The sequence below is a fragment of the Micromonospora taraxaci genome (assembly GCF_007830095.1).
Lineage (GTDB): Bacteria > Actinomycetota > Actinomycetes > Mycobacteriales > Micromonosporaceae > Micromonospora > Micromonospora taraxaci.
Map to the genome: position 1 here is coordinate 5,155,328 of NZ_VIWZ01000001.1, position 20,556 is coordinate 5,175,883.

At 72.3% G+C, this 20,556-nt stretch carries 22 protein-coding genes; 14 read left to right on the forward strand and 8 right to left on the reverse strand.

The features are described 5' to 3' along the window. Window positions 1-170: 170 nt before the first annotated feature. The 3 genes from FHU34_RS23305 (at window position 171) to FHU34_RS23315 (ending at window position 2,535) form a co-directional block, all read left to right on the forward strand. Window positions 171-593 (forward strand): SRPBCC family protein, encoded by a 423-nt coding sequence (locus FHU34_RS23305; RefSeq protein WP_341874450.1) that lies wholly within the window; start codon window positions 171-173, stop codon window positions 591-593. A gap of 2 nt (window positions 594-595) precedes the next feature. Further along, window positions 596-1,597 carry an SDR family oxidoreductase gene (locus FHU34_RS23310; protein WP_145784003.1) on the forward strand — a complete coding sequence of 334 codons (1,002 nt, stop codon included), beginning with the start codon at window positions 596-598 and terminating at the stop codon, window positions 1,595-1,597. A 167-nt stretch (window positions 1,598-1,764) separates the two neighbouring features. Further along, on the forward strand, window positions 1,765-2,535 hold the full coding sequence (locus tag FHU34_RS23315) for a polyprenol monophosphomannose synthase (protein ID WP_145784005.1): 771 nt from the start codon (window positions 1,765-1,767) through the stop codon (window positions 2,533-2,535). A gap of 108 nt (window positions 2,536-2,643) precedes the next feature. Here the strand turns inward: FHU34_RS23315 and FHU34_RS23320 are convergent, their stop codons facing one another. Then, window positions 2,644-4,251 (reverse strand): phytoene desaturase family protein, encoded by a 1,608-nt coding sequence (locus FHU34_RS23320; RefSeq protein WP_145784006.1) that lies wholly within the window; start codon window positions 4,249-4,251, stop codon window positions 2,644-2,646. Window positions 4,252-4,323: 72 nt separating this feature from the next. Between FHU34_RS23320 and FHU34_RS23325 the strand changes: the two genes are divergently transcribed. Further along, window positions 4,324-5,757: an aldehyde dehydrogenase family protein gene (locus FHU34_RS23325; protein WP_145784008.1), complete on the forward strand. Its 1,434-nt coding sequence runs from the start codon at window positions 4,324-4,326 to the stop codon at window positions 5,755-5,757. A 54-nt stretch (window positions 5,758-5,811) separates the two neighbouring features. Here FHU34_RS23325 and FHU34_RS23330 read toward each other — a convergent pair whose 3' ends face one another. Next, window positions 5,812-6,213 carry a ChaB family protein gene (locus tag FHU34_RS23330; RefSeq protein WP_145784009.1) on the reverse strand — a complete coding sequence of 134 codons (402 nt, stop codon included), beginning with the start codon at window positions 6,211-6,213 and terminating at the stop codon, window positions 5,812-5,814. A 164-nt stretch (window positions 6,214-6,377) separates the two neighbouring features. Between FHU34_RS23330 and FHU34_RS23335 the strand changes: the two genes are divergently transcribed. The 4 genes from FHU34_RS23335 to FHU34_RS23350 all read left to right on the forward strand — a co-directional run bounded on the left by FHU34_RS23335 (window position 6,378) and on the right by FHU34_RS23350 (window position 8,761). Beyond that, window positions 6,378-7,364, forward strand: coding sequence for a YihY/virulence factor BrkB family protein (locus FHU34_RS23335; RefSeq protein ID WP_244311804.1), 987 nt, complete (start codon window positions 6,378-6,380; stop codon window positions 7,362-7,364). A gap of 98 nt (window positions 7,365-7,462) precedes the next feature. After that, window positions 7,463-7,879 (forward strand): DUF2795 domain-containing protein, encoded by a 417-nt coding sequence (locus tag FHU34_RS23340; RefSeq protein WP_088947320.1) that lies wholly within the window; start codon window positions 7,463-7,465, stop codon window positions 7,877-7,879. A 50-nt stretch (window positions 7,880-7,929) separates the two neighbouring features. After that, complete coding sequence (locus FHU34_RS23345; RefSeq protein WP_088990440.1) at window positions 7,930-8,391, forward strand: SRPBCC family protein; 462 nt, start codon at window positions 7,930-7,932, stop codon at window positions 8,389-8,391. Window positions 8,392-8,500: 109 nt separating this feature from the next. After that, window positions 8,501-8,761: a hypothetical protein gene (locus tag FHU34_RS23350; protein WP_145784010.1), complete on the forward strand. Its 261-nt coding sequence runs from the start codon at window positions 8,501-8,503 to the stop codon at window positions 8,759-8,761. On the opposite strand, the gene FHU34_RS23355 is transcribed toward FHU34_RS23350, so the two are convergent. Beyond that, on the reverse strand, window positions 8,719-10,023 hold the full coding sequence (locus tag FHU34_RS23355) for an MFS transporter (RefSeq protein WP_145784013.1): 1,305 nt from the start codon (window positions 10,021-10,023) through the stop codon (window positions 8,719-8,721). The genes FHU34_RS23350 and FHU34_RS23355 overlap by 43 nt on opposite strands. Window positions 10,024-10,181: 158 nt before the next feature. Between FHU34_RS23355 and FHU34_RS23360 the strand changes: the two genes are divergently transcribed. Further along, window positions 10,182-10,391 (forward strand): hypothetical protein, encoded by a 210-nt coding sequence (locus FHU34_RS23360; RefSeq protein WP_145784015.1) that lies wholly within the window; start codon window positions 10,182-10,184, stop codon window positions 10,389-10,391. Here the strand turns inward: FHU34_RS23360 and FHU34_RS23365 are convergent. Further along, entirely contained in the window at window positions 10,388-10,837 is a 450-nt protein-coding gene (locus FHU34_RS23365) for a hypothetical protein (RefSeq protein WP_145784017.1), read from the reverse strand. The genes FHU34_RS23360 and FHU34_RS23365 overlap by 4 nt on opposite strands. Window positions 10,838-11,000: 163 nt before the next feature. On the opposite strand from FHU34_RS23365, the gene FHU34_RS23370 reads away from it, so the two are divergent. Then, entirely contained in the window at window positions 11,001-11,354 is a 354-nt protein-coding gene (locus tag FHU34_RS23370; RefSeq protein WP_145784019.1) for a DUF6401 family natural product biosynthesis protein, read from the forward strand. 87 nt (window positions 11,355-11,441) lie between these two features. Here FHU34_RS23370 and FHU34_RS23375 read toward each other — a convergent pair whose 3' ends face one another. Further along, window positions 11,442-12,251, reverse strand: a complete 810-nt coding sequence (locus tag FHU34_RS23375; RefSeq protein ID WP_145784022.1) for a mechanosensitive ion channel family protein — start codon at window positions 12,249-12,251, stop codon at window positions 11,442-11,444. Window positions 12,252-12,450: 199 nt separating this feature from the next. On the opposite strand from FHU34_RS23375, the gene FHU34_RS23380 reads away from it, so the two are divergent. The 3 genes from FHU34_RS23380 to FHU34_RS23390 all read left to right on the forward strand — a co-directional run bounded on the left by FHU34_RS23380 (window position 12,451) and on the right by FHU34_RS23390 (window position 16,701). Beyond that, entirely contained in the window at window positions 12,451-14,589 is a 2,139-nt protein-coding gene (locus tag FHU34_RS23380) for an ATP-binding SpoIIE family protein phosphatase (RefSeq protein WP_145784024.1), read from the forward strand. A 29-nt stretch (window positions 14,590-14,618) separates the two neighbouring features. Next, on the forward strand, window positions 14,619-15,299 hold the full coding sequence (locus FHU34_RS23385; protein ID WP_145784026.1) for an HAD family hydrolase: 681 nt from the start codon (window positions 14,619-14,621) through the stop codon (window positions 15,297-15,299). Window positions 15,300-15,405: 106 nt separating this feature from the next. Next, entirely contained in the window at window positions 15,406-16,701 is a 1,296-nt protein-coding gene (locus FHU34_RS23390; protein ID WP_145784028.1) for a cation:proton antiporter domain-containing protein, read from the forward strand. Between the two features lie 8 nt (window positions 16,702-16,709). On the opposite strand, the gene FHU34_RS23395 is transcribed toward FHU34_RS23390, so the two are convergent. Next, window positions 16,710-17,648 carry an NAD(P)/FAD-dependent oxidoreductase gene (locus FHU34_RS23395; RefSeq protein WP_208745201.1) on the reverse strand — a complete coding sequence of 313 codons (939 nt, stop codon included), beginning with the start codon at window positions 17,646-17,648 and terminating at the stop codon, window positions 16,710-16,712. Window positions 17,649-17,902: 254 nt separating this feature from the next. Here FHU34_RS23395 and FHU34_RS23400 point away from each other — a divergent pair, with 254 nt between their 5' ends. Then, window positions 17,903-18,118, forward strand: a complete 216-nt coding sequence (locus FHU34_RS23400; RefSeq protein ID WP_145784032.1) for a DUF3072 domain-containing protein — start codon at window positions 17,903-17,905, stop codon at window positions 18,116-18,118. A gap of 38 nt (window positions 18,119-18,156) precedes the next feature. On the opposite strand, the gene FHU34_RS23405 is transcribed toward FHU34_RS23400, so the two are convergent. Both FHU34_RS23405 and FHU34_RS23410 read right to left on the reverse strand, forming a co-directional pair. Further along, window positions 18,157-18,657, reverse strand: coding sequence for a metallophosphoesterase family protein (locus tag FHU34_RS23405; RefSeq protein ID WP_145784034.1), 501 nt, complete (start codon window positions 18,655-18,657; stop codon window positions 18,157-18,159). Between the two features lie 49 nt (window positions 18,658-18,706). Beyond that, entirely contained in the window at window positions 18,707-20,536 is a 1,830-nt protein-coding gene (locus FHU34_RS23410) for a glycoside hydrolase family 15 protein (RefSeq protein ID WP_145784036.1), read from the reverse strand. Window positions 20,537-20,556: the final 20 nt, after the last annotated feature.

The window sequence follows — 20,556 nt, forward strand, 5'->3', positions numbered from 1 at the left end:
CCGGCGGGTTCCCTGCGCCCCGAGGAGTAAACGTCGTCGCCGAGGGGGTGGGCCAGCGCCACCAGCGGCGCCCCGCGTCGGCCTTACCCGCCGTGCCCGAGAAGCTAACCCGCCGGCCGTTAGCACCGCCCAGGCGCGGGTACGGGAATCCAGTGGCGATTGTGGAGAAAGTGATCGAAGCTCCCCCGCAGCAGGTGTTCGACGTGCTGGCCGACGGGTGGACGTACAGCGACTGGGTGGTCGGCACGGCACACATGCGCGATGTCGACGACACCTGGCCCCGGGTGGGCAGCCAACTGCACCACCGGGCCGGGCCGTGGCCGTTCTCGCTGCAGGACGCGTCGACGGTGCTGGTCTGCGAACCGCCGCACCGACTCGTGCTGAAGGCCGGCCTCTGGCCGGCGGGTGAGGCGATAGTGGCCTTCACGCTGGAACCCGTCGGCGAGGACGCCACCCGGGTGCGCATCGGGGAGGACTTCGCCGCCGGCCCGCTGCGGTGGCTCCACAACAAGCTCAACGACCTGGTGCTGCATCTGCGCAACCGGGAGACGCTGGACCGGCTGGCCGACATCGCCACCCGGCAGAAGGGGTGACCGTGGCGCAGACCGTGGTGGTGACGGGCGCGAGCGCCGGCGTCGGTCGGGCCGTCGCGCACGCGTACGCGGCTCGGGGCGCCCGGGTGGCGCTGCTGGCACGGGGTGAGGCGGGCCTCGCCGCCGCCGAGCGGGAGTGCCGGCTGCGCGGCGCGACGGACGTCCGCGTCTACCGGGTCGACGTGGCCGACGCGGGGGCGGTGCAGCAGGCCGCCGACGACGTGGTGCACCGGTGGGGCGGCATCGACCTGTGGATCAACAACGCCATGGCGTCGGTGTTCGCGCCCGCCTGGGAGATCCCGGCGCGCGAGTTCCGCCGGGTCACCGAGGTCACCTACCTGGGCACCGTGCACGGCACCCTGGCGGCGCTGCGACACATGCGGGCGCACGGGCGGGGCACGATCGTGCAGGTGGGCTCCGCGTTGGCCTACCGGGGGATCCCCCTGCAGTCGGCGTACTGCGCGAGCAAACACGCGGTGCAGGGCTTCAACGACTCGCTGCGCGCCGAGCTCCTGCACGACTGCCCGGGGGTGAGGCTGTCGATGGTGCAGCTGCCCGCCATCAACACGCCGCAGTTCTCCTGGGTCCGTACCCGGCTGCCCCGGCATCCGCAGCCGGTGCCGCCGATCTTCACGCCGGAGTTGGCCGCGCGGGCCGTCGTCTGGGCCGCCGAGCGCGGCACCCGGGAGCTGAACGTGGGCGGCCCGACGTGGCAGGCCCGACTGGCCGACATCCTGTTCCCCGGGCTGCTCGACCGGAAGCTGGCCCGCGACGGCTACGACAGCCAGCAGACCGACGAGGAGATCGATCCAGCCACCTGGCGGGACAATCTCGACCATCCCTGCGACGAGGACACGGACCGGGGCGCGGCGGGCGTCTTCTCCGACCGGGCACACGACCGCTCGGCGGCGCTCTGGGTCGGCACCCACAAGCCGGCGCTGACCGGGATCGCACTCACCGTCGCGGCTCTGACCCTCGCCGCCGTCACACGACGCAGGCGCTGAGGGTCTTCGTGGGCGCTGGCCTGGCAACCCCGCGGCCACTGGACCCATGATCGGACACCGCGTGCCACCGGCTCCCGCAACGCCCGGAAGGGGTGCCTCTTCAACCCGAATGCGACAACTCGATACCCTTTCCCTGAGCCCCATGTCCGCAAACCGAGGATGCCCGCATGATCGAGCCTGTGCAGCTGCCGTCGCCGTGGCGGGACGTACGCCTGACCGTCGTCGTTCCCACCTACAACGAAGCGGGAAACCTGCCCACGCTTGTGGAGCGGCTCCTCGCACTGCCGCTGCCCGGCCTGCGCATCCTCGTCGCCGACGACAACTCCCCGGACGGCACCGGTGAGGTGGCCGACAAGCTGGCCATCGAGCACCCGGAGCGGATCGAGGTCGTCCACCGCGCCGGCAAGGAGGGCCTCGGCCGGGCGTACGTCGACGGGATGGGACGGGCGCTCGATGGTGGCGCCGAGTACGTGGCGCAGATGGACGCCGACCTGTCGCACCCGCCGGAGGCGCTGCCGGGCATGCTGGGCGCGCTGCTCTCCACCCAGGCCAGCGTGGTGATCGGTTCCCGCTACGTGCCGGGCGGCGAGCTGGACGAGAACTGGCCGCTGTACCGCCGGGCCCTCAGCGGCTGGGCGAACCTTTACGTGCACACCCTGCTGCGGGTGCGCATCCGGGACCTCACCGCCGGCTTCAAGATCTGGCGGGCCGACGCGCTGCGGAACATCGACCTGAACCGGGTGCAGTCCAACGGCTACAGCTTCCAGGTGGAGATGCACTACCTCGCGACCAAGCTGGGGCACACCATCCTGGAGGTGCCGATCCGCTTCGAGGAGCGCAAGGAGGGTGCGTCCAAGATGACCACCGCGACCAAGGTGGAGAGCGCCCTGATGCCCTTCCGCCTGCGCAGCAAGCACCGCAACATCACCACCAACTGAACCCGTTCGGCCCTCTCGCGATCAAGAGGTTCGCGTCACCGGCACCCCGGAATCTGACGCAAACCTCTTGATCACCGTAGGCGAGGACCGACGGCCGGGCCGGGCGGGTCAATCGGGGTAGACAGCTCGGTGGGCCGTTGCGATGGCTGCGGCGTACGCCCGGCCGGTCAGGGCGCGGTCGCGGGCCAGCGCCGCGCGGGCCGCGTTCGCGCCGGGCGCGCCGTGCACCCCGCCGCCGGGATGCGCCGACGCACTGGCCAGGAAGAGCCGGTCCACCGGAGTGTCCGCCCGGCCCAGGCCCGGGATCGGGCGCAGGAACAGCTGTTGGTACGCGGCGGCGGTGCCACCGCCGAGGGTGCCGCCGACCAGGCTCGGGTTGCCCTTCTCCAGGTCGGCCGGGCCCGCCACGTGCCGGCCGACGACGAGCTGCCGGAAACCCGGTGCCGCCGCCTCCAACACGTCCTCCATGCGCTGCACGTGACCGGCGACGTCCTCGGCCCGCCAGTCCCGACGAAACGGCAGGTGGGTGTACGACCAGAGCGACTCGGTGCCCGGCGGGGAGTGACTGGGGTCGGCCACGGACATCTGCCCGAGCAGCAGGAACGGGTCACGGGGCAGTTCGCCTCGGGCCAGCTCGCTCGCGTACCGGGTCAACCCGTTCAGGTCCGCGCCCAGGTGCACAGTGCCGGCGCCGGCCAGCTCGCGGTTGATCCAGGGCATCGGCGCGGACAGCGCCCAGTCCACCTTCAGCGTCGAACCGTCCCAGCGGAAGTGCGCCAGGTCCTCCACCAGCCGTGACGGCAGCGCTGCCGCACCGACCAGGTCGAGGTAGAGCGCCGGCGCCGGCACGTCGGCGAGGACGGCCCGTCGGGCCCGCCACAGCGCACCGCCGACGGTGCGGACCCCCATGGCCCGGCCGCGGGCGGTGAGCACCCGGTCGACGTGGGCGCCGTAGAGGATCACCCCACCGCGCTCCTGCAACCGAGCCACCAGCGCGTTGGTGATCTGCTGTGCGCCGCCCTCGGGCACCGGCCAACCGATCTGCTGGCCGAGCATGGCCAGCAACCAGCCGTACACCCCGGAGCCGGCCTCCTCCGGGGACAGGTCGGTGTGCAGGGCGCAGCCGGCCAGCAGGGCCGGCCCGCCGGGGCCGTCGAAGAGTTCGTCGCCGAGCTTGCGCACCGGCACCACCAGTCGCCGGGCCAGTCGCAGCGCGCCGGCGACCCGCAGCCGACGCAGCAGACCCAACCCGCCACGGACCGGCGGGAACGGCGAGGTGATCGCGTCCAGCATCGGGTCGGCCACGTCGAGCCAGTCGGTGTACGCGTTGAGCCAGCGCTTGCCGTCACCGGGGGCGAACTGCTCCAGCGAGGCCGCCGTGACGTCCAGGTCCCGGTTGATCACCGCTGCTCGGCCGTCAGGCAGCAGGTGCGCCAGCACGTCCGGCGCATGTCGCCAGGACAGGCCGTGCCGACCCAGGTCGAGGTCGGCCAGCACCGGTGACGCGTACCCCAGGGGGTAGAACGAGCTGTAGAGGTCGCTCAGGTAGCCGGGCGCGGTGACCTCGGCGGAGCGGACCGCGCCACCGGGCGCGGAGGTGGCCTCCAGCACCACCACCTCCCAGCCGGCGTCGGCCAGCAGGTTCGCCGCCACCAGGCCGTTGTGACCGGCCCCGACGATGACGGCGTCCGCGCTCTGTGCGGCGGTGGTGGTCATCCGATCCGCCTACCCGGCGTGCAACCGGGCGAAACGCGTTTGTCTCGCCGAGGCCCGGGCATCCAGCGCCGCATGTACACGGTTGCGCAGCTGGTGGGTGGGGTGTGGGGCGCGGGCGGCGACGGCGGTGAACTGGTGGTGTGTGATCCGGCGGACGGAACGCCGGTCAGCACGGTGCCGGTGGCCACTGCCGACGAGGTCGGCAAGGCGGCCCAGGCGGCACGGAACGCGGCGGCGCAGTGGGCGGCGACCGCGCCGGCCGAACGGGCGGCGGCGCTGCACCGGGCCGCGGACGCGGTGGCGGCGGCCACCGAGGAGCTGGCCGAGGCGGTCACGGCGGAGATGGGCAAGCCGTTGGCGGACGCCCGCGGTGGCGTCGAGGCGGGCATCGGCACCCTGCGACAGTACGCGGAGCTCGCCCCGCTGCGGGGCGGGCGGACCCTCAACGGTGGAGTCGACGCGCTGGACTTCCTGACCCCGCAGCCGCGTGGTGTGGTCGCCGCGATCACCCCGTGGAACGACCCGGTGGCGGTGTCCTGCGGTCTGCTCGGTGCGGCCCTGGTCACCGGCAACGTGGTGCTCTACAAGCCGAGCGAACGTGCACCGGCGACGGGTTGGCTGTTGGCCCGGGCGCTGGACCAGGCGCTGCCGGCTGGTGTCCTGTCCCTGCTCACCGGCGGCCCGGAGGTCGGTGCGGCGCTGGCCGCGCAGGACGTCGACGTGGTGGCGCACGTGGGGTCGACAGCTACCGGTCGGGCGATCGCCGCCGCCGCGGCCCGCACCGGCGCGAAGGTGCTCCTGGAGAACGGGGGCAGTGATCCGTTGATCGTCGACGCAGGCGTCGACCCGGAGTGGGCGGCCGGTCAGGCCGCGCTCGGCGCGTTCGCCAACGCCGGGCAGATCTGTGTGGCGGTGGAGCGGATCTACGTGCACCGGGAGGTGGCCGGGGACTTCGTGGCCGCCCTGACGCGGCACGCCGAGGCGCTGCGGGTCGGGCCGGGCCGGGACCCGGGTACCGAGCTGGGCCCGCTGGTCGACCGTCGGCACCGCGACCACGTGCACGGGCAGGTGACGGCGGCGGTGGCAGCCGGCGCACGGGTGCGGGCCGGAGGCGAGGTGCCGGACGGGCCGGGGGCGTTCTACCCGGCCACTGTGGTCACGGACTGCCGGCACGACATGCCGCTGGTGCGGGAGGAGACGTTCGGGCCGGTCGCGCCCGTGGTGGTCGTAGACTCGTTCGACGAGGCGCTGCGCTGCGCCGCGGACTCCCCGTACGGGCTGGCCGCCACCGTGTTGACCACGTCGATGAGTCACGCGCAGCGGGCCTGGCGGGAGCTGCCGGTGGGCACCGTCAAGGTCAACGCAGTGTTCGGGGGAGCGCCGGGTGGCGCCGCGCACCCGCGTCGCGCCAGCGGGCAGGGCTTCGGGTACGGCCCGGAGCTGCTGGACGAGTTCACCGCCACCAAGGCGGTGCACATCGAGGCGCCCGGCGGCGGCGAATGGTGAACGGAACGGGCGGACGCAGGGGTGGTGCGTCCGCCCGTACCGTCGTCTGACAGGTCAGTCCCCGCGAGCCTTGCGGGTGGCCCGGTCGTTGGCCTTCTGGATCGCCTTGACCAGGTCCGGCTTGTTCATGTTGGACCGTCCGGGTACGTCCAGCTCGCGGGCCACCGCCATCAGGTGGTCCTTGGTGGCGTTGGCGTCCACCCCACCGGCGGTGGGTGCGCGCCGTTCCGGTCCGCCACCGGCGGCCTGCTGGTCGCTCGGGCCCTTGCGCCCCTTCGGCTCCCAGTGGTCGCCCACCTTCTCGAACTGGTGCTTCACCGCGGCGAACGCGGTCCGGTGCGACCGCTCCCCCTCGCCGTAGGTCTCGACCGCCGAGTCGTGCGTCTTCTCCCAGGTGCGCTGCGCCTTGTCCGAGGAGCGTCGCAGCGTGCTGGGCAGGTCTTCGCGCCCGGGCATCTCGTCCTCCTCCGCGTCGTTCGGATCCCCCTGACGTTCCCCCGGCATCCCCGCCTAAACGGCGGCGTACGACGGTCGGGTTTGTCGATTTCCCGGTGCGGGTACCGGCGGGCCAGGCCTGACCGGACGACCGGTCATCCGGTGGCCGGGGCGCAGGGAGCGGCATGACGACCATGGAGCCCGGTACGACGCTCGACGGTGCCCAGCGCCCCCGGGTTCCCCGACGGATGCGGCAGTTGAGCTGGCGGACCTGGCGTGGGGTGCTGGTCCGCAGCGTGCAGAACTTCGTCAACGACAACTGCTCGGACTGGGCCGCCGCACTCACCTACTACGGGGTCCTCGCGCTGTTTCCGTCCGCGATCGTGGTGGTGGCGCTTGTCGGACTGGTCTCCGACGGAGAGCGGACCCTGGACACAGTGGTCGACCTGGCCAACCAGGTGGGCGCCGGGTCGGTGCTGACCGACGACGAGGGCGGCGTGGTCGGCGTGATCCGGACCGTGGTGCTCGACCAGAGCAACCCCAAGCTGCTGTTGAGCTTCGGCCTGCTGGGCGCGTTGTGGTCCGCGTCGGGCTTCATCGGTGCGTTCACCCGGGCCTCCAACGCCGTGTACGGGGTGGACGAGGGCCGCCCGGTCTGGAAGTTGCGCCCGTTGCAGATCGGCCTGGCCGCGATCACGTTGGTGCTGCTCGCTGTGGTCGCCCTCGCGTTGATCGTCAGTGGCCCGGTCACCGACGCGGTGGGCGATCTGATCAATGCCGGCGGTCTGGCCCGCACGGTGTGGAGCGTGGCGAAGTGGCCGGTCCTCGCCATGATCATGATGATCCTGCTGTCCCTGCTGTTCTGGATCGCGCCGAACGTGCGCCAGCCCCGGTTCCGCTGGCTCACACCGGGCGGTGCGGTGGCCCTGGTCTCCTGGGCGGTGGCCTCCTTCGGCTTCGGCCTCTACGTGGCCAACTTCGGCTCGTACAACACCACCTACGGCAGCCTCGGGGCGGCCATCGCCTTCCTGGTCTGGCTCTACCTGAGCAACTCCGCGCTGATGCTGGGGGTCCAGATCAACGCCGAGGTGCAGCGCGGGCGACAGTTGCAGGCCGGCGACCGGGACCCGGAGGATCCGGTGCTGCCACCACGCAGGCCGGCCGACGACTGAACCCCGTCGGGGTGGTTGTCCGGTTCGACGCCGGACCATGGGCCCGTTCGCGACCGGGTGCCGGTTTAGCGGGCGAGGTGCCGGGTAGCGCAGAAGACATGGAGCGTGGCAACAGCAAGCACGGACCGAGGATCGACGAACAGATGAGCCAGGAGGTCAGCGGCCTCGTGCAGGGGCCGGGGACCGGCGGCTCTCGGGTCGACGAGTCGCGAGTGCCGGAACCGGCTGGCGAGGACCAGCCGGAGACGACCACCGCCCCGGCCGGCGACCTGCGCACCGGCACCCCACAGGGAATGAGTTCCACGGACGTCGAGCAGCGCAGCCGGCTCGGCCGGTTCATCTCGATGAGCGCGCTGCCGGGCGACCGCCTGGTGCTCATCGCCAGCGCCCGCGAGAACGAGGCGCCGGACGACATCGTGGCGGCACTGGAACGACTGCCCGAGGGCACCGTCTACCAGACCGTTTCCGAGGTGTGGGCCGCGCTCGGCAACAAGAACGAGACAACTCGCTGGTGACCGGGTCACCCCCGACCCGACGACCATTAGCGACTGAAGGAGGTTCTCTGATGAGTGGCGTAACCGAACATGTCGACGTTTCCGTGCCCGTACGCACCGCGTACGACCAGTGGACGCAGTTCGAGGAGTTCCCCGAGTTCATGGAGGGTGTGCAGGAGGTCCGGCAGCTCTCCGACACGATGACCCACTGGAAGGTGGACATCGCCGGGGTGAAGCGCGAGTTCGACGCCGAGATCACCGAACAGCTCCCGGACGAGCGCGTCGCGTGGCGCTCCACCGACGGCACCCAGCAGGCCGGCGTGGTGACCTTCCACCGGCTCGACGCGGACAAGACCCGGGTGACCCTGCAGCTCGAGTTCGAGCCGCACGGCGTGGTCGAGCAGGCCGGCGACAAGCTCGGGATCGTCGACCGACGCGCCAAGGGCGACCTGGAGCGCTTCAAGACGTACATCGAGCGGCGCGGTCAGGAGACCGGCGCCTGGCGCGGGTCGGTGGACCGCCCGCAGCCGTGACCCTGGACAGCTTCACCGATGGCCGCCGGATCTCCGGCGGCCATCGCCGTGTCCGAGCCCGCTCCCGCGACACCGTTTGCGATCATCGCGCCCGGGTACGGCTGAGAGCATGACCGACGACAACATCAGGGTGTGGCGGGACGAGGAACGACTTCCGTTGGAAGAGCTGGAACGGGCCGTGTCCGGCTCCAGCCTCGACGGGCAGGCCGACGACGTGACAGGTAACGACGCGGGCGAAGAGGCCGCGTTCGGGCACGGACCGGCCGCGTCGGACCGCGAGGGACAGGCCCAGGGCAACACCCGGGAGGCCACCGACCCGCAGCGCGCCTACCGCCCGTCCACCACCGGACGGACCGGCCCGGACGTCTGATCGCCGTCGGGCTGGGCGGGCAGCACCACCGCAGCGGACGGACCTGCGGAAGGTCGCCGCGCACCCCATTCGTAGAGCGCGATCAGCCCCAGCGCGAGCACCACCAGGGCCGATCCCAGCACCTCCACTGACGTGTTGCCGATCAGCACGCCCAGCGCGGCCGGGACGAGCGCCGCGCCGATGCCGGACGCGCCGATCTGCAGTCCGATGGCCCGGTCCGTGTGCGCCGGGCCGACCCGGTCGGCGGTGGTGAGGGTGAGCAGCGGGAACACCGGCGCGGCGGCGAAACCGACGACGACCAGACCGAGCACCGCCAGCGCTGCCGGCCCGGGGATCGCGATCAGCGCGGCCCCCACTGCCATTCCGGCCAGGCTGGCCCGCAGCACCAGGCTGGAACCCAGCCGCTCGGCCACCACACCCTGCACGATCCGACCGACGAAGAGGCTGCCCCAGTACGCGGAGACGCAACCGCCGGCCACCGCCGCGCTCAGCCCGCGCCCCTCGGTCAGCAGGAGGAACGCCCAGAGGCCGGCGGACACCTCGATGGCCACGTACAGCGCGAAGGCGAGCAGCCCGGACCAGACCGCCGGCAGCCGCAGCGTCTCCCGGACCGGAACCCGGACGACCGCCGACGCGGCGGGCGCGATCCCGGCGCCTTCCGTTCCGGCGGCGTCGACAGCGGTGTCGGCCGGGACGCCGCGTTGCCAGGCCCGCACGGTGAGCGCGAACGCGATGGCGAGAACGAGCTGGGCGGCGGCCACGATGCCGTAACCCCAGCGCCAGACCAGCCCGGCGCTGAGCACCCCGGTCATGATCAGCGGGCCGATCGCCACGCCCAGGCCGAAGAAGGCGTGCAGCCAGTTCATGTGGCGCGGCCCGAAGGCCCCGGCGGCGTACGCGTTGAGCCCGGAGTCGACAGCGCCGGACCCGAGCCCGACCAGCAGCGCACAACCCACCAGCACGGCCAGCGTGGGGCTCACCGAATAGCCGGTCAGCGCCAGGCTGGCGAGCAGGGTGCTCCCGGCGAGCAGGGCGCCCACGCCCACCCGGGCCAACGTGAACCCGGCCAGCACGCTGGAGGTGAGATAACCGACAGTGCCGGCGGTGAGCACCCAACCGACCGCCTCGGTCGGTACGTCGAAGTCGCCCCGGATCGAGGGCCAGCCCACCCCGAGCAGGCTGTCAGGTAGACCGAGGCTGACGAACCCGAGGTAGGCCAGCAGGAGCAGCGAGGCGCGGGGGCGTGGTGGTGTGGTGGACACGAGGCACCATCCTGCCGCAGAGGCACCCTAGCGCGGTCGGCACCGGGGCGCCCGCCACGGAAAGAAGTCGTGTCCGGACGGTCGAGAAAACGGACAGCTCATCCAGAATCGGCCGATCGGAGGACGGCAATCCGGCGTGTACGCGTAAGAATTCCGGGATGCATCAAGGCTCCGGAGTTCTCTCCCCGCGTCAGCGCCGGCTCGCCTGGCTCGGCTTCCTGCTCGCCGCGCTGCAGGCGCCCGTGTCCGCCTGGCTCGTCGCCGACGAGTCGTGGCTGTTCAGCCTCTGTGTCGCGCTGATGGTGGCCACTGTGATCATCGCCGACGACGCGGCACGGCGTCGGCCGGCCGACGCGACAGGCGACTAACCTTCCCCGCCCGGCCGGGCTTCGTGCCCCGGCCGACCCGGGCTGCGGCGGCGCTCCTTCATCTCCGCCTCGTAGAGGTGCCGTCGCCCGCCCACCAACTCGTCCCGGGCCTGCTGGTCCAGCTCCCGGAACAGCGCGTGGTAACCGTCGTCGAAGTCCTCGACGATCTGGAACGTCCACCGCCCGGCGATGACGTTGCGGCCGCGCAACTCGGTGCCGATCCGCTCGGCGAGCCGCGGATGCCCGGCGGCGCGGAACTGCTCCACCGCGTCGTCGAGCATCAGGTCGGCATGCCCGATCAACTGGTGCATCGAGTACAGGTGCCCCCGGGCCCGCTCCACGCACTCCAGCGCCTCGCTGAGCTTGCCGAGCGCGGCGACCGTCGCGTCGCTCACGCCGGCTGGCCGCCGGTGCTGCTCGTCAGGTCCGTCCACCTGCTGTTCCATGCCTGCCTCCGTGCCGTATGGCGCCATTCGCGGGTGCTGTTCCTGCTGCCCCGTCTGTGCCGGATCAACCCCCACGGTCAGCGCTGGTTCGCCCAGTGGCGCTGCCGACATCCGCCGAGCGGCCGAGGTCGAGGCGGTCACCGGTCGGTTAGCCTCGGTCACCATGCGTGTGCCGTTCACCCGGGTCGCCCCCCGTACCGCCGTCGACTCGGCGCGGTCCACCCTGGCCGCCCTCACCGTCTCCGTCGGCACCGTCGGGCTGGCCGCCGCCGCCGCGCGACCGGGGCTGCTCGCCCTCGTCGACCAGCACGCGGCTGCCGTACGGGACAGCCTCGACGGGGACCGCCAACCGCTGAGCCCGGCGATGCTCGCCGGCTACGCCGAGGGGGTCCGCGAGGCCGCCCTGGAGCACGGGTGGACGCCGCCGGACGGGCCGGTGGACTGGAGTCAGCCGGAGTGGCTGCTCACCCGGCTGCTCGCGGTCTGCGCGCTGGCCCGCTCGCTCGACCGGGCCTGATCCGCAGGCCAGCCCGGTCACGGCGCGAGGAGGACGTCCCGCATCGTCCGCGGAACGCCCTCCCCACCAGCCGTGCCGTTGCGCCCGCTACGAGCGGTACTGCTGGGCTTCGTCCACCCGAGGCATGGCCTGGGTGCGGTCCCCGCCGCGGTCGGCCATCTGCCGCTCCACGTCGCTCCGCCCGGCAGTGCTGGCCTGACGCTGCTGCTGCACCGCCCGGGCCTCCTCGGCCGCCCGACGCAGCCAACCGTCCCAACGGTTCTGCATCGGCTTGACCAGACCACCGCCGACACCGACGATCAGGATGCCGGCCACCGTGGCGAGCACCGCGATCAGCACCGGGGTCGTCACCGTAGTGGCGATACCCACCTGGTTCAGCGCGGCGATCACACCGAGAGCGATGATGAAGATCGCCGTCAGGTCGGCCAACACCTTGCCGTACGAGAGCCCTCCCAGCGCGCCGGTGACCAGATCCCGGACGGCGTTGGCGATCGCGGCCGCCACCACCACGATGACGATCGCGATGAACGCACGCGGCAGCCAGGCCACCACGCCGCTGATCAGGTCACTGATCGCGTTGGGTCCCCAGACTCCGAAGGCGAACTGGAGCGTGAACAGCAGTACGGCGTAGTACGCAAGTCTGGCCAGGATGTCGCTGGCGTCGTACTTCGTTCTCTCCAGGGCCCGTTTGATCCCGCCGCGTTCGACCGCTTGGTCGAAGCGCACCCGTTCCAGCACCGTATCCACGATCTTGAGGACGGCTCTGGCGATGAGCCAGCCGACCACGAGGATGACGATGAAGGCCACTGCCTTCGGGATGAAGAGCAGCACTGACCTCCAGGTGTCGGCGATGGCATCGCCGATGTCGGCCTGCCGGACCGCGAGGGTTTTCAGCATGATGTCCCTCCTGTCGCATGGACTGCGCCGGGCGCATACCCGGCAACCGGTGCGGCAGTCCGCGCAGAGCGCCGCCATTTTTGCGACAAGCCACCCGACAGGGGCCCTGAACTGCCCGAACGCCCCCCGCGGCCGGGGACGGCGACGGCTCACCGCCATGATCGGATGCCTTTTCCCACCGGCCGACTAGGCTGCGGACATGCCAGGAACGGTCGGGCGAGTCCCCACGCCAGCAACTCCCGGCCCGGGCGCGTCCACCGGGTCCGGTGCGGTCGCTACCGTGCTCGCCCACGACTGGGCTGGCACCCCCCTGGGCCCACCGGAAGGCTGGGACGTGGCGGTCCGGGCCGTGGTCGAGCTGATCGCCGCCTCACCGATGCCGATGGCGCTGGCGTACGGCGACGACCTGGTGCTGCTCTACAACGCCGGCTACGGCGAGTTGCTGGGCACCAAGCACCCGAGCGCCCTCGGTCGCCCGGCCGCCGAGGTGTTCGCGGAGATCTGGGCGCTCCCGGGCGTCGGTGCGGTCATCGAGCGCTGTTACCGGCAGGGGGTGCCGTTCCTGGAGAAGGAGTCGACGCTGCCCCTGGTCCGTGGGCACTCCGCGACAGTGGAGCAGGCGGTCTTCACCAGGGGATACTCGCCGGTACGGGACAGCGTCGGGCGGATCGTCGGCGTGTTGACGGTCGCGGCCGAGACCACTCACGTCACCGAACAGTTGCAGAGTCTCAGCGAGGTGGCCGCTGCGCTCGCCGGCACGCTCACCCTCGACGACGTGGCCCGGGTGGCGCTGCGGTACGCGATCACCACGTTCGACCCCGACCAGGCCTCGTTCGTCGTGGACGAGGGCGGCGGCGGTTGGCGCATGGTGCGCCGGGTGCGCGGCGAGTTGCTGGACGAGGCCGACGAGCGACTCCCTCCGCTCTGGCGGCGCGCTCCGGCGGACTGGTCGTCGCCTGTGGTGCAGGCGGCGCGCTCCGGTGGCCCGTCGTTCGTCCGGGACGGGCAACCGCTGCGGGACACCGCGGTGGACCGCCACGACCAGAAGGTCCGCTCGATGGCGGCCCTGCCGCTGGGCACCTCGGTGGTGCGCGGCGGGCTGGCGGTCGGCTACCAGATCCCGCACACCTGGTCGCCGGCCGAGCGGGCGCTGCTGGCCGCCTCGGCCGAGCTGATCGGTCAGGCCGCCGAGCGGGCCCGCCGCTTCGAGACCCAGCACGGCACCGCCCAGTTGTTGCAGCGCAGCATGCTGCCGGAGCATCTGCCGGACCTGCCCCGGCTGCGGATCGCGGCCCGTTACGACCCGGGGGTCGACGGCAACGCCGCCGGGGGCGACTTCTACGACGCCTTCCTGCTGCCCAACGGCGCGCTCGGCGTGGTGCTGGGCGACGTCGCCGGCCACGACGTGCAGGCCGCCGCGCGGATGGGACAGGTCCGCGCCGCGCTACGCGCGCTGGCTCTGGCCGATTCCGCGCCGGACACCGTGCTGGCCGGGCTGGACCGGCTGGTGAGCAGCCTGGGCGTGGAGGCCGGCACACACGAACTCTTCGTCACAGTGGTGTTCGGGGTGATCGACGCGGAACGGCGGGAGCTGACCCTGGCCAGTTCCGGGCACCCCGCGCCGCTGATCCGTCGCGGCGACCCGGGGGGCCGCTCGCACGCCGAGTATCTCGACGTTCCCGCCGGTCCTCCGCTGGGTCTGGGCGGCCGGCCGGGCACCGTGACGGTCCCGTTCCGCCCCGGTGACACCCTGCTGCTGTTCAGCGACGGGGTGGTGGAACGCCGACGGCACAGCCTCACCGTCGGGCTGACCACCCTCCGCGACGCCGTCGCGAAGGCCGGCAGCGGTGACCCGCGCGCCCTCTGCGCGGTGGCAACCGCGGCGGTTCCGGGCGGCACCGAGGACGACGTGGCCGTGCTGGCGGTCGAGCACGCCCTCAAGCCGAGCCGGTCGGCGAGCATGGAGATGCCCGCGGAGCCGACCGCGCCCAGCCGGGTCCGGCACTGGATGACCGGTCAGCTCACCGACTGGCAGGTGGCCGAGTCGGTGATCGGGGCGGCGGTGCTGTGCACCAGCGAACTGACGACCAACGCGTTGCTGCACGCCGGCACGGCCGCCCGGGTGGAGATCGACCTCAGCCCCGAACGGCTGCTCGTCTCGGTCGCCGATTCCGGCACCCGGGGCACCGTGACCCGGGCCCGCACCGACACGTTGAGCAGTCGCGGGCGCGGTCTGGGCCTGATCGAGGAGCTCAGCGACGCCTGGGGCACCGACCCGTCGGTCCGCGGCTCCACGGTCTGGTTCGAGATCCGCACCCGAAACGCCGACGCCGCCTGAAGACCGCCCGACCGGGTAGGAGGACGCCCATGCGTACCGACAAACCCGCCGGAGTCCTCTTCGACGTCGACGGCACTCTGGTCGACACCACCTACCTGCACACGGTGAGCTGGTGGGAGGCGTTGCGCCAGACCGACCAGCCGGTGCCGATGGCCGTGGTGCACCGCTCGATCGGGATGGGCTCGGACAAACTCCTGGACCACCTGCTCGGCCCCGAGCGGGACCGCGACGCCGACTCCAAGCTGCGCGACGCGCACGACACCCTGTACGCCGAGTACTGGGAGCGGCTCACACCACTGCCCCGGGCCGCCGACCTGCTGCGCGCCTGCGCGGAGCGGGGGATGCGGATCGTGCTCGCCACCTCCGCGTCGGAACCGGAGGTCGGCGCGTTGCGCCGGGCGCTGGCCGCCGACGACGTGATCGACACGATCACCTCCTCGGCGGACGCGGAACAGAGCAAGCCAGCCCCGGACATCCTGGTCGCGGCGCTGGAGCAGTCCGGGTTGGCGGCCGAGCGGGTGGTCTTCGTCGGTGACTCCGTGTGGGACGTCGTCGCGGCCGGCAAGCTGGACATCCCGTGCGTGGGGCTGACCTGTGGCGGCACCAGCCGGGGCGAGCTGGCCGGCGCCGGCGCGGTGGCGGTGTACGACGACCCGGCCGCGTTGCTGGGTGAGTTGGCGGAGTCGCCACTCGCCCGACCGAGAGGGTAAGCATCACTCCGGTTGGCCCGCCGGTACGCGCTTAGCGGGGGGCATTGCGGGGCAAGGTCTGTCACCACCTGCCCGCGCCTCGCGGGTGCGGCCGAAAGGTGGTGCCGTGGAGCCGGTAGATGTGGCGTTCGCGCTGGTCGGTGTGGGCGCTCTGCTCGCGGGCATCCTCCCGCGGGTCCTGGAGCAGCGTCCACTCTCCATGCCGATCGCCTTCCTCGCCCTCGGCATGCTGGTGTTCCTGCTGCCGGTGGGGCTACCGACACCCGACCCGCTGGCCCACCCGGAGCTGGCGACCCACCTCACCGAGATCGGCGTGATCGTCGCACTGATGGGCGCCGGGCTCAAGATCGACCGACCGTTGAGTTGGCGGCGGTGGTCGTCCACCTGGCGGCTGCTGGCGATCGCGATGCCACTGTGCATCGCGGCTGTCGCCCTGCTCGGGTGGTGGTGGGCGGGGCTGGTGCCGGCCGCCGCCCTGTTGTTGGGCGCCGCGCTGGCCCCGACCGACCCGGTGCTCGCCGCCGACGTGCAGGTCGGTGAGCCGACGGATGTGGAGGATTCCGAGGACGAGGTCCGCTTCGCGTTGACCTCCGAGGCCGGGCTCAACGACGGGCTGGCGTTCCCGTTCGTCTACGCCGCCATCGCGATCGCCTCGACCAGCCTCGCCCCCCGCGAGTGGTTCGTCGAGTGGTTCACGGTGGACGTGCTGTGGAAGGTGGGCGTCGGCGTCGGCGGCGGTCTCCTCATCGGCTGGCTGCTGGGCAAGTTGTTCTTCCGCGCGCCCAGCAAGCTACGGCTGGCCCGGCACGCCGAGGGTTTCCTGGCGCTGGCCGCCACGTTCCTCGCGTACGGGCTGGTGGAGGTGGTCGGCGGGTACGGCTTCCTGGCGGTGTTCGTGGCCGCCCGGGCGATCCGGGCCGCCGAGCGGACCCACGAGTTCCACTCGGTGCTGCACGACTTCGCCGAGCAGGTCGAACGGCTGCTCACCCTGGTGTTGCTGCTGCTGCTCGGCGGCGCGATCGTGGGTGGCCTGCTCATCCCGCTGACCTGGTCGGCGGCCGCCGTCGGGTTGGCGCTGGTGTTCCTGATCCGGCCGCTGTTCGGCTGGTTGTCGCTGCGCGGGGCGCCGGGACGGCCGGCCGAGCACTGGGTCATCTCGTCGTTCGGCATCCGCGGCGTCGGCTCGTTCTACTACCTCGCGTACGCCACCACGAAGGCCGACTTCCCGCAGGCCGAGCTGCTCTGGGCGACCGTCGGCCTGGTGGTGCTCGTGTCCGTGGTGGTGCACGGCATCACGGCGACACCCGTGATGCAACTGCTGGACCGGGAGGGCGAGCGGACGTCCGACCCGGCCGAGCGGGACAGCGACGCCCGGCCCGTCGCGGCGGCCGGGCACTCCTGACGACCTGTTCAGGTCAGGCGGGCGACCAGGGCACGACCGAGGTCCCGGCCGGAGCGCCAGGCGGTCTGGACCTGCGGCTTACCGAACGCGTCGCCGGCCAGGCCGATCCCGTCGGCGTCGAGGTGGTGGGTGGCACCGGCGGTGTGGGCGGTCGGCTTCGCGTACGTCCACCGGTGCACGTGCACGTCGACGGCCTGCTCGGGAAGGCTCAGGAGGTCGCGGACGGCCTGCTCGACGGCCGGTCCGGCCCCGGTGGGCTGGGCCAGGTGACCGGCGGCGAACTCCGCGACGGTGTGCGCGACCAGCACCGGAGCACCGTCACCACGCCGGTCACCGTCGTCGCAGACGAGGCCGAGCACCGGGTGGTCGTTGACGAACGCGCCCCGGAAGTCCGGCCACCGCCGGGTCGGGAAGCGCAGCACTGCGGCCATCGTCGGCGACCAGCCCTGCGCCTGCACGACCCGTGTGGCGTCGGCCAGGGCGGGGTCGAGCAGCAGGGCAGCCTGCGGGCCGGGCATGGCCAGGGCGACCGCCGCGCACGGCTGGCCGTCCACCGTCGGCCCGGGCTCGACGGTGAGCACCAGCCGGTCGACGGTCACCGGCACCGCGCTGGCCAGGTGTTCGACAAGCGACCGCAGCCCGCGCGGCGCGGCGAAGCGCATCGGTCCGGGTACGTCCCGACGCCCGTCACGGTCGTACGACTGGAAGGTGTCGGTCCATTCGCGGACCAGGCCGGCGGCGCGCCACTGCTCGACCACGGCGGTGAAGTCCGGGTCGTCGGCGGTGAAGTACGCGGCGCCGATGTCGGCGGGGCGGCCGCCGAAGCGTTTGCTGGCCATCCGGCCTCCGCAGACGTGCCCGCGCTCCCGGACCTGCACCGGCACCCCGGCGCGCACCAGTTCCACAGCGCAGGCCGTCCCGGCGATGCCCGCTCCGACCACCACCACACCTGACCGGTCCACCGTCATCCGCTGATCGTAGGCGGCGCGCGATGGCCGATCCCGGGCTGGACTCGCCGTTGCCCCCGCACACCCGAGCAACTTCCCGGATGGTGCTGTCTCAGACCCGCCGGAGACAGCAACATCCCTGATGTTGCGCGGATGGTGGCGACGAGCGCCCGGGACGGGCGAGCGGGGCCGGGGCGCATGAACCGCCGATGATCGGGGTACTGGCACACCTGTTCGAAGAAAGGGTGATGACGATGACGGACCGCGACAACCAGCAGGCCGACCAGAACGCCGCGATCAAGGACCCGGACGAGTGGGTCACCGGCGACGAGCCGCCCACCGCGGCGCAGGAGTCCTACCTGCACACGCTCGCCCGCGAGGCGAACGCGGAGATCCCGGCCGACCTGACCAAGGCCGAGGCCTCCAAGCAGATCGACGAACTCCAGGCGGAGACGGGCCGAGGCCAGTAGGACCCCGCAGGACGCACGTGCGCAGGACCGTCGCGCGGTCAGTCGCGGGTGACCCGGTGCAGCGTCACCTCGGTCAGGCGGCCGGCGCTGATCGTGGCGCTGAGGTAGGTGGCGTGCGGTTGGGAGCGCCGGTCGGTGGGTGACCCGGGGTTGAGCAGGCGCAGCCCACCGGGTGCCTCGGTGTCCCACGGGATGTGCGAGTGCCCGAAGACCAGCAGGTCGACGTCGGGGTAGAGAGCGGCACACCGCTTCTCGCGTCCGGTCCGTGGGCCGGTCTCGTGCACCACGGCGACCCGCAGGCCGTCGAGGTCGACCCGGGCCACCTCCGGCAGCCGGGCGCGCAGCGCCGGCCCGTCGTTGTTGCCGTACACCCCGACGAGTCGGCGCGAACGCGCTGTCATCGCGTCGAGCAGCGCCTCGTCCACCCAGTCGCCGGCGTGGACCACCACGTCCGCCGCCTCGATCGCGGCCCAGAGCGGGCCGGGCAGGTCCCGGGCCCGCTTGGGTACGTGGGTGTCTGCCGTGAGCACCAACCGCATGCCGGCATTCTCCCCCGCGCCCCGGTGCCGCCCGCCGGCAGCCGGCGGTTCAGGAACGCGCCGGACTGAAGTGCTTCGGCGGCATGCCGAGACCGCGCAACGCGGGATCCCGCTCGACGTCGGTCAGCACACCGGCGGCGTTGATCAGGCCGATGTGGGAGAACGCCTGGGGAAAGTTGCCCAACTGCTCGCCGGTCAGCGGGTCGATCTGCTCGGCGAACAGGCCCAGGTCGTTGACCCGCCCCGCCAACTCCTTGAACAGAGTGTGCGCCCGGTCGCGGTCGCCGGCCAGCGCCAGGCAGCACACCAGCCAGAACGAGCAGATGAGGAAACCGGCCGGGTCGCCGTCCCATCGCCGCAACAGGCCGTCGTGCGACAGCCGGTCCTCCACAGCGTGAATCGTCGAGCGCATCCGCGGGTCGTCGGCCCGGAGGAACCCCACCAGCGGCATCACCAGCACCGAGGCGTCCAGCTCGTCGGACTCGAAACTCCCGGTGTACGCCTGGACGCGCTCGTTCCACCCCCGTTCGAGCACCTCGGCGCGTACCTTGTCGCGGGCGGCCGCCCAGCGGGCCACGTCGGGTGCCTCGCCGAGCCGGTCACCGAAGCGGACCGCCCGGTCGAGCGCGACCCAGCACTGCACCTTCGACGACACGTGGTGGTGTTCGATGCCACGTTCCTCCCACATCCCCGCGTCGGGCAGCTCCCAGTCCCGAGCGGCCTGGTCGGCGAGCACCCGGAGGACGTGGCGCACCTCCTGGTCCAGCGGCACCAGCCTGTCGCGCATCAACCAGGCGGCATCCATCGCCTCGCCGAAGATGTCGGTCTGCCGCTGCTGCCAGGCGTCGTTGCCGATCACCACCGGCGGGCTGTCGCGGTACCCGCCGAGCTGCTCCAGTCGGTGCTCGGTGAGGTCCCGCTCCCCCAGCACCCCGTACATGATGGGCACCGGCTTGTCGTCGACCCGGCCCATCGCCCGGCCCAGCCAGGCGAACTGCCGCTGCACCTCGGAAACGCACGTCGAGCGCCACAGCGCCCGCAGGGTGAGACTGAAGTCGCGCACCCAGACGTAGCGGTAGTCGTAGTTGCGGTCCCCGCCGAGCTTCTCCGGCAGTGAGGTGGTCACCGAGGCCACCACCGCGCCGCTGGGCCCGTACGTCATGCCCTGCACCACCAGGCGGCTGCGCCGCACCTCTTCGGCGTAGAGGCCCTGGTACTCGTGCTCGTCGGCCCAGGACCGCCAGCCGGCCACGGTGTCGGCGATGGTCTGGTCGGCGTCCGGCACCTCGGGCAACGGCGCGTCGTAGGTCGGGGCGTACCCGAGGGTGAAGTTGTGTGTCGTGCCGGCGCGGACCGTGAACGTGGCGGTGGCCTCGCCGTCGCCGGGGGTGAATCCCACACTGCACCGCAGGGTGAGCCGGGCGGCGCCGGCGATGGCCTCCAACATGTCGTCCCGCTCGACCAGGTACGCGATGGTGCGGCCGTACTCGAAGCGCGGCCGGTAGTACGACCGCATCGGCACCTCACCGGACAGCCCTTCGACCGAGCGGACCAGCACCTGCGGCGAGTTCACGCCGATGTCGTGACCACGAGCGCCGGGCTCGAAGGCGAGCGCGTCGGTGAGCGCCACCTCCCCCTGTGCGGTGCGGAAGACCGTCCGCAGCACCAGGGTGTCGTCGAGGTAGCGGCGTTCGACCGTGTAGTCGCCCTCCGGACGGATCGACCAGTGCCCGGCGCCGTCGTCGAGCAGCCGCGCGAACACCGACGGGGCATCGAACCGGCCCGGGCACCACCAGTTCACCGAGCCGGTGTGGTCCACCAGCGCCGCGCTGCGGCCGTCGGCGAGGAAGCCGTAGTCGCTGATCTGTCCGCTCTGCACCTGCGTACCTACCCGGGCTG